This window comes from Pseudomonas sp. BR20 (genome assembly GCF_050780135.1).
In the GTDB taxonomy this organism is placed as follows: domain Bacteria; phylum Pseudomonadota; class Gammaproteobacteria; order Pseudomonadales; family Pseudomonadaceae; genus Aquipseudomonas.
Map to the genome: position 1 here is coordinate 558135 of NZ_CP172012.1, position 14846 is coordinate 572980.

The window sequence follows — 14846 nt, forward strand, 5'->3', positions numbered from 1 at the left end:
ATTATTCGTCGCTCCACTTCCACGGTGAGGGCTCACCGACCAGTTGGCCTTGCACCCCTTCAATACCCATCTCGCGAATCACGCGTAACTCACCTTCGGTTTCCACGCGCTCGGCAATCAACGGCAAGTCAATGCTGTGGGCGGCACGCTGGATCGCCTCGATAAAAAAGCGCTTGTGGCTTTCCTGATCAATGGCTCGGATATAGCTGCCGTCGATTTTGAGGTACGCCAGGCCCAGTTTCGCCAAGTTGCCGATCATGCTGAAACGCCCGCCGAAACGTTGCAGGCCAAGGCTGTATCCCAGGCTACGCATGCGCCGGGTGAGACGCTCCAATTGGAGTTGCTCGGGCACTTGCTCTTCGCCGATCTCCAGCGTCAGGCGCGCGCCGAGTGCGGGATGTTGCGCCAATCGCTCGAACATCCGCTCCAGGGCTTGCGGGTCATTCAGGGTCGCCGCCGAGAGGTTCAATGCCACCGATTGGTTGTGCTCTGCCAGGTGTTTGATCACCAGGTCGAGCATCAGTTGGTCAAGCCGTGCCGTCCAGCCGAAGCGCTCCAGCCAGGGCAGGAAGTGCCCCGCCGCAATGGTCTGGTCCTGGTTGTCGAGTAGGCGTGAGAGCACCTTGTAGTGCAGCACCTGACGGGTATCGCGGCTACTGACCACCGGTTGAAAAAACAAGCGGAAGCGCCCCTGGTTCAGGGCATCGTCGAGCAGGGTGTGCCAGCTGTGCGGGTCGTCGCTGACGGTGCCCGGGGTCTGGTGCTCCAGGCATACCCAGGTTTGGCCGCCACCGGCTTCAGCCTGGGCCAGGGCCTGGTCGGCCAGCATCAGCAGGTCTGCCGAGGCATCGCCGGGTTTGTAGGGTGCAAGCCCGATGTAGGCCACGATCGACATGTCCGTGGCGCCGGTTTCGTGCAGGCTCTGCAGGATGATTTCCAGCGCCTGGGCCAGTTGCACCGCTTCGTGACGCACCAGGCCGGGGGCAAGCACCGCGAACTCGCCGCCACGGCTGCGGGTGATCAGGTTATGGGTTTCCGGGTACTTGGCACAGGTACGCACCAGTTGCTGGCTGACGGCTTGCAGCAGTTGGTCGGTGCGTTGCCCGCCCAGGCGCTGGTTGAGACCGCCCAGGTCGTTGACCCGCAAGATCAGCAGGTAGCCTGAACTGGCTTCCTCCAGGTTGCTGACCCGCGAGTTGAGCTGCATTTCGAAATAACGCCGGTTGGCCAGCCCGGTCAGGCTGTCCTGGTAGGACTCCACTCGCAGCTTCTCGCTGCGTTCGGTCTGCTCGTGGAACAACGCCTTGAGCTTCTCCACCATCTGGTTCATGGCCTGCACGACACGGCGCAATTCGGGGGTGCGGGGCAGATCGGGCAAGCTGAGGAATTCGCGACGCGCAATGGCGTGGGATTGCTCCACCATATAGTCCAACGGCTTCAGCTGGCGGCGCAGCAACAGCGCGCCGAGCACCGCACTCACAGCACCGCAGATCAGCAGCCAGCCCAGGCTGCCCAGCGCGCTTTGCCAGAGTTTTGCCAGGGCAAACATCGGGTGACTGACCACTTCAACCCGTGCCGCCTGCTGCCAGCCACGGCTGACGATGGCATCGCCGCCGGCCGGCGCCAGGCCGATCATCTTCACGAACCAGGCTGGCACGCTGCTGGCGTCCGGCTCGGCGGCACGTTCCACCAGCACTTGGTTATTGCTCAGGTCTATCACGCGGATGCTCGCGTAGTAGCCACTGTCGAAGATCGAGCTGACCATCAGTTCGGTCATCGCCGGGTCGTCGATGTTCGGCGTCAGTGACAGTGCCAGCGCAGTGGCCGCATCCTGGGCGTGGGAGCGCAGTTGGTTGACGTACTGGGTACGCGAACTCTCCAGGCTGACGATGAAGCTACCGCTGAACGCGACCACCAGGAACACGCAGATAGCGATCAGCAATTGTTTGAACAGTGACATCGTAGCTCCTGTTAATTATCCGAACTGGCCGGAAACCCTTCTGCGGTCATTTTCTTCAAGACATCCTGCCAGCGTGACAGGCGCTTGGTATCACCGACTTTTTTGTTGCCCGCAGCGCCCGGCAGCCACAGCCCTTCGCCGTTAAACGCATAAACAGGCAGCAGGTCTGGACGTTGGCTGGCAGGTAGAATGGGGTCCATCAGGCTGTCCAGCACCAACGGCATGGCTTCGGGGCTTGCATAGTATGTCAGCACCATATGCGCACGATTCTGGCGCAAGGCCTTGACGTAGGTTATGCGCAGCTTCTCGGCCGGTACGCCCAAGTGCCGCAGGCTGAAGTATTTGGCGATGGCGTAGTCTTCACAGTCGCCGGCGCCTTTCCACAGGGATTGAATGGGGGTCGCCCAATAGTCAATCTCGTGCCACAGGTCGATGTCTTCCTGGTAGCGCAACTGGCGGTTGAAGAACAAATTCACCACGTTGAGCTGCTCGGTCTCACTCACCTGCTTTTGCGTCGATAGCAATTGTTGCCAGGCATCGATGCGCTGACGCCCGGCGCCCAGCGGCCCATACAGCGACTCGGCGCGGCGGCTGATTTGGCTGAAATCCCAATCGGCGAGTAAATCGCCCAGCAGGCCGCCGCCCAGCAACAGCGTGATGGCAAGACCGTACAGAATTCGAGGGAGTTTAAAGCGTATCGCCACTGCGATTACCCAAGCTTGCAGCATTGAAGGTGCGGCAATGGTGCGGTGATACTGGCTAAAAAACAATGGCACGATGAAATCACCGCCATTGAATTGTAGTAAATGTCCGTCATTAAATTGGCTTTTTTCCGCTCGTCTGAAAGTACCGGAGTGATTTCATCAAAATAATGACACTTCCTTAGTGCTGTCACAGAATGTGGCAACGAAAACGCCTACAAAAAGACCTTCGGTGAAGCCTTACCTTGCCGACCTTTCGCGTCTTTATATGGCGCCGTGAAGGAGCTCCAGCTATGAGCCGCACTGATGATCTATTCGCCTTGTTCGGCAAGAACGTTTCCCGGGATCCCACGGGAAGAAATGCGCGTTTGCACTTTTTTGGCAGCATTCCGTTCGATGATGGCACTCGGGTAAACCTCAAGGATGGTTCGCGCATAAGTGCCCATGGGACTCACCCCCATGAACATCCGCAAGATGAGCCATTGAGCGCGCTATGCCCGACCATAGTGGCGTTGGTGTCGGTCAATGGTGGCGTGGGTCGCAGCACCTTGGCGACGGCTCTGAGCAGCGGCCTGCAGCGTCTCGGTGAATCGGTCGTGGCGGTGGACCTGGATCCCCAGAACGCCTTGCGCCAGCACTTTGGTGTCGACCATGAGCTGCCTGGCCTGGGCCGTAGCAGCCTGCTCAACACGCCCTGGCAGAGCATCCTGCAATCGGGTTTCGCCGGATGTCAGGTAATCCCCTTTGGCGACATCGACACCCAGCAGAAGGACAACCTGCAACGTTGGCTGACCCGCGAGCCGAAGTGGCTGGCTCAGCGCTTGTCGGCACTGGGGCTGAGTGAAGGGCATACGGTGATCGTCGATACCCCCGCAGGGAACAATGTTTATCTCCATCAGGCGTTGAGCGTGGCCGACATTGTGCTGGTCGTCGCCCAACCAAATGCCGCATGCCTCGGCACGCTGGATCAATTGGACGCACTGCTGGCGCCCCATCTTGAGGGTGAAAGCCCACCCCGTTGTCACCTTGTGATCAATCAACTGGACGAAAACTCGGCGTTTAACCTGGATATGCTCGATGCGTTCAAGCTGCGTCGAGGCGAATACCCGTTGGAAGTCGTTCACCGTGATCCGGCGATCAGCGAAGCCCTGGCCTTTGCAGCCGACCCGCTGGATAACTCGGTCCAGAGCATGGCCGGTGACGATATCAGCGAACTTAGCCGATTATTGATCGCTCGTAAAAAGCGCTCGTAAATCGCGGTTTATACGCTTAACGCCAGATGCTTATGCACAATCGGTGTGGTGCGGGTGTCACGAAACTGCCGTTTTGTGCAGCCGTTCTCAACACGCCGCAACTGCCTGTTTTACGTGCGTTTTATTCTGTGAACAAAAAATGAACAGCGTGGCTTTTTGCCTGTAGCGCTGATGGCTACAGGCTCTGTAATGATTTCATCAACAGAGTTATCCACAGGTTGGGGTGCGACAATGTTGCCCCTTAATTGCGCTCGGCAAGCACCATCAAGTTGCGTGGTGTCAGTGCAGTTTCGCAGAAGCTGCCCACTTCGACCGTGTAGCCACGTTCGGTAAGAAACAGTGCCCGATCCAGTACCAGCCACACTTCAAGTGGGCGCCGAAACAGCCCACGCACCAACTCCAGGTTCCTGACCTCGGCCAACCGCTGCCAGCCGTGCGCCTCCAGCGCCGCCCAATCCTGTTCACCTGTGGATAACCCTTTGAGGCTTGCCAACGCCTGGCAGTAGTCGGCGAAGGATTTGTCCAGCCAGCTGGCGGGCAGGGACGGTGTGGGCAGGTAGTCGTCGCAGTTGCGTAACTGGCGTTGTAACTGATCGAAACCCAGGCGTCGGGCCATCGACATGTCCCGTTGCCGGCGCACGCGTTTACCCGCGGTGACGGTTTCGCTCAGCGGCAGGCCAAGGTCATCAACCGATAGTTGCAAACGTGAAGCACGGCCCGCATTGGAAAGCGGCTGGTAAGTCGCCGCGTTGATGCGGTTATAGCAGCAGGGCGCCAGCGCCAGCTGTTTGCAGCCGACGGCACTGGCTACTTGCAGCAGACGCACGTGCAGGTCACCGCAGGCGTGCAGAGCGACAGGCGTGTGTTCGGGGCCGAGCGCCACATCGGCCATCACGTCTTGCAGGCGATGGGTGACGGGCAATCCATGCTGGTCGCTCAAGGCCTGGCCTGCCGCGATCAGCGCCGGGTCGTATTCCAGGCAGGTCAGCTGTTGGCCGGTGTGCAGCAGGCGGCGGCCGAGGTGGCCCTTGCCGGCGCACCAGTCCAGCCAATGCCGGGGTGTTTGCGCAAAGACCAGCGCGGCACCGAAGGCTTCGATTTGCTGCCATTTGCGCCCGGGTACATCGACATTCAGGCGGCGCGCGGCGGGGTGCAGGGGATGCGTCGGTAACTTATCCACAGCACTGAGACGCAAGGCTTCGCGGGCCAGTGTGGGAAAAGGCGCTGGCGCCGGTAGGGTGTGGGGGTGGTTATGGCTGGTTTCTGCGTCGGACAACGAGCGTTGACGCAGCCACCGGGCCAGTTCCGGATGCTCGGTTTCCCAAGGCAATTGCCGATGAATAAAGGGCCGTGGTCGCCACAGCCCTTGGTGCTCGATCAGAAACGCATCCAGCGCCTTGAAGCGGGCTTCAACGTCCCTGGCAGGCATCGACGCGCAGCCAGCGTTCCAGCAGTTTGAAGCCGCGCACCAGCAGGAAGGAGATCAGCAGGTAGAACACGCCGGCGGTGAAGAACATCTCCACGGTCAGGTAGTTGCGCGCGATGATCGTCCTGGCCATGCCGGTCAGCTCCAGCAGGGTCACGGTGCTCGCCAGCGAGCTGGCCTTGAGCATCAGGATGACTTCGTTGCTGTAGGCCGGCAATCCGATGCGCGCGGCCCGGGGCAGGATGATGTAGAACAGCGTCTTGGGCCTGGACATGCCCAACGCACGGGCTGCTTCGATTTCGCCGGGAGGGATCGCCTGGATGGCGCCCCGCAGGATCTCGGCGATATATGCGGCGGTGTGCAGCGTCATGGTGGCGGTGGCACACCAGAATGGGTCGCGCAGGTACGTCCACATGAAGCTTGAGCGGATGCTTTCGAATTGAGCCAGGCCGTAATAGACCAGGAACAATTGCACCAGCAGCGGCGTACCGCGAAAGAAAAAGATGTAGGCGTAGGGCAGGGCGCGCACAGACAGGTGCCTGGACGAGCGCGCGATGCCCAGCGGGATGGCCAGGATCAGGCCGAGGATCACAGCGATGCTTACCAGTTCCAGGGTCAGGATGGCGCCCTGGATAAACTTCGGCAGCCACTTGATGATGACTTCCCATTCCATTACGTCGTCCTCACGAAGCCGCGGGCGGCGCGTTGTTCCAGGAAGTGCATAGCCACCATCGACAGCGACGTCAGGGCCAGGTAGATGAACGCGGCGACCATATAGAAGGTGAAAGGCTGTTTAGTGACGGTTACGGCGATCTGCGCATGGCGCATGATTTCTTCGAGGCCGATGACCGTGACCAGCGCGGTATCTTTCATCAGGATCAGGAACAGATTGCCCAGCCCCGGCAGGGCGATGCGCCACATCTGCGGCATGATCAACCGGGTAAAGATACGAAACTTCGACAGGCCCAGCGCCACACCCGCTTCGCGGTGGCCTTTGGGAATGGAGATGATCGCGCCCCGCAGCACTTCCGTGGCGTAGGCGCCGAAACACAGGCCCAGCGCGATCACGCCAGCGGCAAAGGCGCTGAGGGACAGGTCGGGAATGTCGAGCAACTCACCCAGTGAGCGCATGGCGTTGATCGTGCCGAAGTAAATCAGCAGCACCCACAGCAGTTCCGGCACACCGCGAACGATTGTCGAGTAAGTACCGCCCAGCCATTGCAACGGCTTGTAGGGGGAAGTCTTGGCCAGGGCACCGGCGAGGCCGAGTACCAGCCCCAGGCATAATGCCGTGAGCGCCAGTTTGACGGTCATCAGCGCGCCGGCAGCGAGCGCCGGGCCGAATCCGTAGAGATCGAAATTCATGGTGTTTTCATATCGCGGCAGGCATTGCTGAAAGCCGGCGCGCTCAAAGGCGCGCGCCGGGCAGGCCGTTCAGATCATTCGATGCTGAACGGGAAGTACTTGTCGTTGATCTTCTTGTAGGTGCCGTCTGCCTTGATCTCTGCCAGGGCTTTGTTCAGGCGCTCGCGCAGGGGGTCGCCCTTGCGTACGGCGATCCCGATCTTGTCGCTCTCTACAACCGGGTCGCCCTTGAACTCGTAGACCTGGCCGTCTTTGCTCTTGAGCCATTCGTACTGCACGTACTTGTCGGCGAGGATGCCGTCGAGGCGGCCGGACGTCAGGTCGAGGTAGGCGTTTTCCTGGGTGTCGTAGAGCTTGGCTTCGGTGTCAGGCAGCTTGTCTTCCAGGTACGTGCCGGCCAGCGTTGCGCGCTGTGCGCCGATGACCTTGCCCTTCAGGTAGCCGGCGTCGGTCTTGAAGTCTGCGGTGGCTTTAGGCGCGATGAACTGCAGCTTGTTGGAGTAGTACGGATCGGTGAAGTCGACGGCTTGCTTGCGCTCGTCGGTGATCGACAGCGAGGACACCAGGAAGTCGAATTTCTTGGCATTCAGGGCCGGGATGATGCCGTCCCAGTCGGACACATACACGTCGCACTTCTCGACTTTCATCTTCGCGCACAGGGCGTCGCCGATGTCTTTGTCGAAGCCGACCACGTTGCCGCTGGCGTCTTTATTGTTGAACGGCGGGTAGGCCGCTTCGATCCCCATGGTCAAGGTTTCTGCCATGGCCGTGGCGCTGAACGCCATCGAGACGGCCGCGGCCAGAAGGAATTTTTTATAGTTCTGCATGCATGTTGCTCCGTTAGCGGTTGCTGGACATGAATTGTTTGCAGCGCGCCGAAAGCGGGTTTTCAAACACCTGCTGTGGCGATCCTTGCTCTTCGATCAGGCCCTGGTGGAGGAACACCACTTCACTGGAGACCTGACGGGCGAAGCCCATTTCGTGGGTGACCAGCAGCATGGTGCGGCCTTCTTCGGCCAGCGCGCGGATCACATTAAGTACTTCCTGGACCATTTCCGGGTCAAGGGCTGAAGTGGGCTCGTCGAACAGGATGACCTTGGGCTGCATCGCCAGGGTGCGCGCGATGGCGGCCCGTTGTTGCTGGCCGCCGGACAATTGCGCGGGGTAGGCGTGGCGCTTGTCGGCGATGCCGACCTTGTCCAGCAGGGCTTCGGCCACGTCTATTGCCTCGGCCTTGCTCTGGCCGAGCACGCGACGAGGGGCCTCGATGATGTTGTCGAGGATGCTCATGTGTGGCCACAGGTTAAAGTTTTGAAACACAAAACCGATTTCGCTACGCAGGCGGTTGATCTGCTTGCCGTCGGCGGCCGTCAGCTCGCCGTTTTTCGCGGCCTTGAGCTTGAGTTCTTCGCCGGCCACGAGGATCTGGCCCTGGTGCGGGTTTTCCAGCAGGTTGATGCAGCGCAGGAACGTGGACTTGCCGGAACCGGAGGAACCCAGGATCGAGATCACATCGCCGTCGCGAGCGGTCAGCGAGATACCTTTGAGTACCTCCAGCTCACCATAGCGTTTATGCAAGTTGCGGATTTCAAGCGCGGGCGTGGCCTCGGCCATGTGGGGTCCTCATTGTGTTCATTGCGATCTTCGCTGTTGGGCCGCCTTCCTGGCGAGGCGCCAAGCTAGCATAGCGTCTTGATGGCGGCCAACAGCGCGGCGGGCGGTAAACGGGCGGTGTGCGGCAGGGTGTCGCATCGGTACAGCAGGGTGTCGCGCCATCAACAACCGAACAACCGTTTGAACCCGTGAATCCCGCAGGCTTCGCGTAAAAAAGGGCGCGATGGTGCCAGCTTTGGACGGGTGTTGGAAGGGTTAAACGGGCAAACGGTACCTATCGGCCCCTTTATGGCGCGCCGTGTACTTTTTGTGTGTGCTTTTGGTGCGTTTGTTCGTGTTGAAAGTGAGTCGCACGGTAACGCTATAGCTAAATGCCATTGTTCTCAATGACTTGCGATGACTGTTGAATCGTCCTACAGGCCGCGTCAATCGCGGTCTTGTAACATTTTGGCGCAAATCTTGCGTAAAAAATAAAGAACGCCCTGTTGGTTTCTTTTCACGAGGAAGAGCCCAGGCCGGGCGGACCGTTTTCGCAATTCCTCGCAAAGGTGTGTCAATGAGTAGTACGCAAAGCTCCAATGACCTCGAACAGGGGCTCAAACCGCGTCACGTCACCATGCTGTCGATTGCCGGCGTCATTGGTGCCGGTTTGTTTGTCGGCTCCGGCCACGCGATTGCTGCCGCCGGCCCTGCGGTCCTGCTGGCGTATGCCGCAGCGGGTACGCTGGTGGTATTGGTGATGCGCATGCTGGCCGAAATGGCCGTGGCGTCGCCGGACACCGGTTCGTTCTCCACCTATGCCGACCGTGCGATCGGTCACTGGGCCGGTTTTACTATCGGCTGGCTGTACTGGTGGTTCTGGGTGCTGGTGATTCCGTTGGAAGCCAACGCCGCCGCGACCATTCTCCACGCCTGGTTCCCGAATGTGGCCATCTGGGCCTTCACGCTGATCATCACCCTGCTGCTGACGGCCACCAACCTGTTCAGCGTGAAGAACTACGGTGAGTTCGAGTTCTGGTTTGCGTTGATCAAGGTCGTGGCGATCGTAGGTTTTGTGATCCTCGGCCTGGCGGCGATTTTCGGCTTCCTGCCGACCAGCCAGGTCAGCGGCGTTTCTCACCTCTTTGACACCCAAGGCTTTATGCCCAACGGCATGGGCGCAGTACTGGCGGCGATCCTGACCACCATGTTCTCCTTCATGGGCACCGAGATCGTCACCATCGCTGCGGCCGAATCGAAGAACCCGGGCCAGCAAATCACCAAGGCCACCAACTCGGTGATCTGGCGGATTGGCTTGTTCTACCTGTTGTCGATCTTCATCGTCGTGTCCCTGGTGCCTTGGAATGATCCAACCCTGGCGGCCGTAGGTTCCTACCAGACCGTGCTGGAACGCATGGGTATTCCGAACGCCAAGCTGATCGTCGACCTGGTGGTCTTGGTTGCCGTGACCAGCTGCCTGAACTCGGCGCTGTACACCGCTTCGCGCATGCTGTTCTCCCTGGGCCGCCGCGGCGATGCACCGGCCGTGTCCAAGCGCACCAACAAGAGCGGCACGCCTTACTGGGCGGTGTTGCTGTCCACTGGCGCTGCGTTCCTGGCGGTATTTGCCAACTACGTGGCACCGGCTGCGGTATTCGAATTCCTGCTGGCCAGCTCCGGCGCCATCGCGCTGCTGGTGTACCTGGTGATTGCGGTGTCGCAACTGCGCATGCGCCAGAAACGCGTGGCTGCGGGCGAGAAAATTGTCTTCAAGATGTGGCTGTTTCCAGGGCTGACCTACGCGGTGATGGTGTTCATCGTCGGCACGTTGACCATCATGCTGTTCCAGGAAGCGCACCGGGTCGAGATCATCGCGACTGGGGTCTTGAGCTTGCTGGTGGTGGCGGCGGGGTTGTTTGTGTCGAGCCGTCGCAAGGCGCAGAGAGCAGGCGCTGCGGTGCTGAATTGATGTGATGGAATGCGGTGCTTGATTGCGCCGCAGTTCAAATGTGGGAGGGGGCTTGCCCCCGATAGCGGTGCGTCAGTCGACATCTAATTGACTGATACCACGCTATCGCGGGCAAGCCCCCTCCCACATTTTGTTTTGCGTCAGTCTTGGGAGTTGGTGAGCGCCTGGGATGCGGCGACGTAATCGGCCTGGAACTGCGGCGACTCTATCCACGCCAGTGCGGCGGTTTCATCGTCGCTGTCCGTGGCCCACTGCCGATACTCGATCAGTGCCGCCAGGATAAAGTCGGTGGCTTCTTCTTCGCCTTCCTGCTCCAGCACCAGCGCGAGCAGGGGGTGGGCCAGGAATACCGCGCAGAGGGCCTGCTGGCTGGTCTCGCCGGCGGTGCGCATCTCGACGAATAGCTCGGTCAAATCCACCGACTCAAGGTCAATTCGGTCGTCATCGCCGGAAAATGCATCCGGCTTGCTCGCGACGGCGCGTTGGGTGCGGTTCTGCTTGGCCTTGGCCTTGGCCCGGTGGGCACGTTTTTGCTGTTTGTTCGGCGAGGCCATGGGCTCACGTCCTTGGGTCAGGATCTGGGTGGGGTATTGAAGCGCAGGTTGAGGGAAATCCCAAGGGTATCCGCCGTTAATTGGCCGTGTTCAAGCCATGCCAATGCAATCGGCCACAACCGATCCTGATACTCGCTGCGAAAGAACGCGAAATGTCCGACCTGTTTTTCGCCGATATCTTCCGGGGCGATGCGCAGATGGGTGCGCTCGCTGTTTGCGAAATAGCCCAGCAATCGCTCAATCGCCGCCACGGTGCCGAACGGGTCGTCGGTGATGCTGATCGCCAGCACCTGCGCCTTCACACGACTGAATGGCACGTCGGCCAGGGCACGCCCGCTGGGTCGCGTCTCATACCTGGGCGTTGGTGTGCTCCAGTCGCGCACCACGCCTGCCGGCGTATCCTCCAGCCAACCCAAGCGCTTGCCGGGAAAATACCCACAGAGTGCCGTGACCAACGGCATTACCACATGCCATTTGGCAAACATCTGCCAGCGTCCGACGGCTGCGTAATCGCGCCAGTAAGCGAACTGCGCGCCCACGGTCACGATTCGCCGGATCACCGCGCCGGATGCACCCAGCCCCGCCGCACAGCCGCCAAAACTGTGGCCGACCACATCAATCGGTTGGCCTGGAAACTCCCGCTGTGCCCGCAGCAGGATCGCTTCGAAATCCAGCGTGCCCCAATCCGACCACGACGCCTTGAAACCGCGCAACGAACCGCTGCGCGACTCGCCGATGCCGCGATAGTCGTAGGTGATCACGTCGAAGCCGTTGGCGAACAGGTAATCGGCGAAACGTGAGTAGTGGCGGCAGCGCACGGAGGTGGCGGCGTTGATGATGACGACCGGGCGTTCAAGGTCGGTGCGCGGGTGGCGCCAGGTGAAGCCGCCGAGGGGGTGGCCGTCTGCGGCGGATTCGAGGAATGCTTCTTGGGTGGGGCGGGTTGGCAGGTTCATAGGTCCGCTCGATCCGTGCGCTTTGTGGTACCTGGAGGCTCACGCGCTTTTTATAGGCAACCGAAATTAACAAATCTAGCGCGCCATGGGGGTGAAGATGGCCATGATGCTCGACCTTGGCCCTTTGGGTGCATAGGCTGACGATCTTTCGATTGATCTGAGCTCGACCATGACCCGCGACACCCTCGAACACAACCAGATCCCCCTCTACTTCGCCGCTGTCCTCCTGGCTGCCGCTTTCGGCCTGCTCGCGCCTTCGTTGGCCCATGGCCTCGGCGTGCTGGTCACGCCCGCCATTGCGGTGTTGATGTATGCGATGTTCCTGCAAATCCCTTTTCTGGATCTGCGCCAGAGCTTGAGTCACAAGCGCTTTCTGTCGGCGTTGCTGTTGGCCAATTTCATCCTCGTGCCGTTGCTGGTGTGGGTGTTGACCCGTGGCCTGGTGGAGCGCCCGGCGTTACTTGTGGGCGCATTGCTGGTGTTGCTGACGCCGTGTATCGACTACGTGGTGGTGTTTACCCATATCGGTAAAGGCGATTCACGCTTGATGCTGGCGGCGACGCCGGTGCTGTTGTTGCTGCAGTTGCTGCTGTTGCCGGTGTACCTGGGGTTGATGCTGGGGGCGCAGTCCGGGGTGGTGGTAGCGGTGGGGCCGTTTATAGAGGCGTTTGTATTGTTGATTGTGGTGCCGATGGTGCTGGCGGTGATCACTGCATCCCTGGCGCGCAGATCGGCGCTTATCAATGCCTGGAACAATGCCTGGGCATGGTGGCCGGTGCCGGCGATGGCGGGGGTGTTGTTCGTGGTGATCGGTTCGCAGATCACTTCGGTGGTACGTGACATCAGCCTGATGCTGCCGTTGATCCCGGTGTATATCGGCTTTCTGGTGCTGGCGCCGTTAATGGGGACGCTGGCGTCGCGGTTGTTCGCGCTGCCGGCGGTTACGGCCCGGGCAGTGACGTTCAGCGCGTCGACACGGAATTCGCTGGTGGTGCTGCCCCTGGCGCTGGCCTTGCCCGACGATGTGCGTGGGCTGGCGGCGACGGCGGTGATCCTGCAAACCCTGGTCGAATTGGTGGGCGAGTTGATCTACGTGCGCCTGATCCCGAGGCTGGTGTGGCCTGCAGGTCGGTGAAATGTGAATGTTCAGGTTTGTTCAGCCGCTATTAGGGATACGTTCGGCACCCTAGGTCGGCGTTCCCTACCTGACAGGCCAACCCATGGATCACTGCAACCGTTTCCGCCTGGAGTCCCTGGGCATTTTCCTGTTCGCGCTGTTGCTGTTCACGCTGGGTATCTGGGACCAGCAACCCCAGGGCTTTGACGGGCGCTGGGCGCTGTTCCTGCAGGAAATGTTTCGCCATGGTGCGAGTCTTTTCCCCACCACCTATGGGCAGCCCTACGCGGACTACCCCGGTACCGCGACCTTCTTCAGTTACGTATTTGCCCGGCTGTTCGGGGCGCCCAACCACCTGGCCAATGTGCTGCCCACTGCCCTTGCATCCGCCGGGGTCGTGGCCTTGATCTACCGCTTGCTGGTCCCGGCGAGTCGCCCATGGGCGCTGCTCACGGTGCTACTGACGTTGCTCACCACCCAACTGCTGGAAAAGTCGCGCTCGGTCTGCCTGGACCAGATGGTGGCTTTGCTTTGTGTGGGCAGTTTCTACCTGCTGCACAGCGGTGAGCGCCTCGGCTCGCGATGGCGCCAGCTCGCGGTGTTCCCGCTGTTCATCCTGGGGTTCGCGATACGCGGGCCATTGGGCTTGATCGAAGTCTGTGGCGTGGTGTGCGTGTATTGGGCGCTGGGTCGTCCCGGCGAGCGGGTCAAGCAGGTTTTAGCTCACGGAATCGTGGGCCTGGTGTTGCTGGCGGCATGTTGGTGGCTGCTGGTGAAGCTGGCGCGTATCAGCGGTGGCGATGCGTTTGCAGATGAGGTGTTCAAGATGCAAGTGGGCGGGCGCCTCGATGAAGCCGGCGAGCCGTTCTATTTCTATTTCCAGCTGAGTTTGTACCGCTATTTCCCTGTGGTCCCGTTGGCGTTGGCCACATTGGTTGCGCTTCGTCATCGCTGGAGTGAACGGTTCGATGACCCTGTGCAACTGGTGATGCGGCTCGGTGCCTGCGGCTTGATGATCTTGATCGGGTTGTCGGTGCCGCACTTCAAACGCGCCTATTACATTCTGCCCATGGTGCCGATGTTTGCCGCTGTCGCTGCCTATGGGCTGCTCCAGGCGCGAGGCTGGCTCGCCGGGGTGCGTCGATGCTATGAGGGGCTTGTCGCAGCGCTACCGGCGTTGTGCGTGGTTGTCGTGTTTGTCTGCCGGCATGGGTGGCAGAAACACGGTTACTGGCCTGGCGTCTCGTTGCCGTTGTTGATTAGCGCGCTGGTGGTGCTGCAAGTGGCGGCGCTGATTGCCTGGCGACGCATTGAGCGGCTGGTGTGGCTCAGCGTATTCGCGCTGGCTGCACAGTGGCTGGTGCTGGTGACGGTGGTGGAGCCCGCCAAGGATTTGCAGTTCGACACTCGGCAATTCGTCCGTCAGGTGGAAGCACTTCGCGTATTGCAGCCTGGGCCACTGGTGTTCCTGAATCTCGGCAGGGACACCTGGGCGGTGCGCTACATGATGAATCTGGATCATGACGAGCAGCCGTCGTTTATCAGCGCTGCAGACATCGAACGATTGAGCGCGTTACCGCGACCGTCGTGGGTCATTGTGGCGCGTAAGGAAACCGCATTGCTCAAGGACACGCCTCTGGAGCATCAGGCGCCAAGTTTTGAAGGGCGTTTGAATGACAACCCACTGATGGTGTTTCGGCTGGAATGAATCAGCCGCTTCATCTCAAAATTACGATTTGGATAGCTCAAACTGCAGGCAACAAAAAACCCGCACCAGGCGGGTTTTTTGTGTGTTTCAGATGACATTTGCACCACCTGAAACTAAATAGTGGTGCCCAGAGACGGAATCGAACCGCCGACACGGGGATTTTCAATCCCCTGCTCTACCGACTGAGCTATCTGGGCAACGGGGCGCATTAAACGGGTTTTTCAGGGGGTCGTCAAGCAAGTTT

Annotated in this window: 13 protein-coding genes and 1 tRNA gene; 4 read left to right on the plus strand and 10 right to left on the minus strand. The window is 60.2% G+C overall.

Annotated features, from left to right (window positions below; all coding sequences use genetic code 11):
• Window position 1 precedes the first annotated feature (1 nt).
• The gene (gene lapD, locus ACHPFG_RS02445; protein ID WP_431701526.1) at window positions 2–1960 is read right to left on the minus strand and encodes a cyclic di-GMP receptor LapD; all 1959 of its coding nucleotides are present in this window, start codon (window positions 1958–1960) and stop codon (window positions 2–4) included.
• Between the two features lie 11 nt (window positions 1961–1971).
• The gene (gene lapG, locus ACHPFG_RS02450; RefSeq protein ID WP_431703429.1) at window positions 1972–2664 is read right to left on the minus strand and encodes a cysteine protease LapG; all 693 of its coding nucleotides are present in this window, start codon (window positions 2662–2664) and stop codon (window positions 1972–1974) included.
• Window positions 2665–2954: 290 nt separating this feature from the next.
• Between lapG and bcsQ the strand changes: the two genes are divergently transcribed.
• The gene (gene bcsQ / locus ACHPFG_RS02455) at window positions 2955–3914 is read left to right on the plus strand and encodes a cellulose biosynthesis protein BcsQ (protein ID WP_431701527.1); all 960 of its coding nucleotides are present in this window, start codon (window positions 2955–2957) and stop codon (window positions 3912–3914) included.
• A 241-nt stretch (window positions 3915–4155) separates the two neighbouring features.
• Here bcsQ and ACHPFG_RS02460 read toward each other — a convergent pair whose 3' ends face one another.
• From ACHPFG_RS02460 to ACHPFG_RS02480, 5 genes are all read right to left on the minus strand, one after another.
• Window positions 4156–5343, minus strand: a complete 1188-nt coding sequence (locus ACHPFG_RS02460; RefSeq protein WP_431701528.1) for a methyltransferase — start codon at window positions 5341–5343, stop codon at window positions 4156–4158.
• Window positions 5324–6013 (minus strand): ABC transporter permease, encoded by a 690-nt coding sequence (locus ACHPFG_RS02465; protein WP_131696929.1) that lies wholly within the window; start codon window positions 6011–6013, stop codon window positions 5324–5326. Before ACHPFG_RS02465 ends, ACHPFG_RS02460 begins: the two co-directional genes overlap by 20 nt.
• Entirely contained in the window at window positions 6013–6705 is a 693-nt protein-coding gene (locus tag ACHPFG_RS02470; RefSeq protein WP_145335859.1) for an ABC transporter permease, read from the minus strand. The genes ACHPFG_RS02465 and ACHPFG_RS02470 overlap by 1 nt, the downstream gene beginning before the upstream one ends.
• Window positions 6706–6779: 74 nt before the next feature.
• The gene (locus tag ACHPFG_RS02475; RefSeq protein ID WP_431701529.1) at window positions 6780–7532 is read right to left on the minus strand and encodes an ABC transporter substrate-binding protein; all 753 of its coding nucleotides are present in this window, start codon (window positions 7530–7532) and stop codon (window positions 6780–6782) included.
• Between the two features lie 13 nt (window positions 7533–7545).
• On the minus strand, window positions 7546–8319 hold the full coding sequence (locus ACHPFG_RS02480; protein ID WP_431701530.1) for an ABC transporter ATP-binding protein: 774 nt from the start codon (window positions 8317–8319) through the stop codon (window positions 7546–7548).
• Between the two features lie 556 nt (window positions 8320–8875).
• Between ACHPFG_RS02480 and gabP the strand changes: the two genes are divergently transcribed.
• Window positions 8876–10267, plus strand: coding sequence for a GABA permease (gene gabP, locus ACHPFG_RS02485; protein WP_431701531.1), 1392 nt, complete (start codon window positions 8876–8878; stop codon window positions 10265–10267).
• 140 nt (window positions 10268–10407) lie between these two features.
• On the opposite strand, the gene ACHPFG_RS02490 is transcribed toward gabP, so the two are convergent.
• Both ACHPFG_RS02490 and ACHPFG_RS02495 read right to left on the minus strand, forming a co-directional pair.
• Window positions 10408–10821 (minus strand): hypothetical protein, encoded by a 414-nt coding sequence (locus tag ACHPFG_RS02490; protein WP_259244530.1) that lies wholly within the window; start codon window positions 10819–10821, stop codon window positions 10408–10410.
• 17 nt (window positions 10822–10838) lie between these two features.
• Window positions 10839–11777 carry an alpha/beta hydrolase family protein gene (locus ACHPFG_RS02495; RefSeq protein WP_431701532.1) on the minus strand — a complete coding sequence of 313 codons (939 nt, stop codon included), beginning with the start codon at window positions 11775–11777 and terminating at the stop codon, window positions 10839–10841.
• Between the two features lie 169 nt (window positions 11778–11946).
• On the opposite strand from ACHPFG_RS02495, the gene ACHPFG_RS02500 reads away from it, so the two are divergent.
• Together ACHPFG_RS02500 and ACHPFG_RS02505 are read left to right on the plus strand one after the other, a co-directional pair.
• Window positions 11947–12912, plus strand: coding sequence for an arsenic resistance protein (locus ACHPFG_RS02500; RefSeq protein WP_431701533.1), 966 nt, complete (start codon window positions 11947–11949; stop codon window positions 12910–12912).
• 85 nt (window positions 12913–12997) lie between these two features.
• Window positions 12998–14602, plus strand: coding sequence for an ArnT family glycosyltransferase (locus tag ACHPFG_RS02505; RefSeq protein WP_431701534.1), 1605 nt, complete (start codon window positions 12998–13000; stop codon window positions 14600–14602).
• A 121-nt stretch (window positions 14603–14723) separates the two neighbouring features.
• On the opposite strand, the gene ACHPFG_RS02510 is transcribed toward ACHPFG_RS02505, so the two are convergent.
• Window positions 14724–14799: transfer RNA gene (locus tag ACHPFG_RS02510), tRNA-Phe, on the minus strand.
• Window positions 14800–14846: the final 47 nt, after the last annotated feature.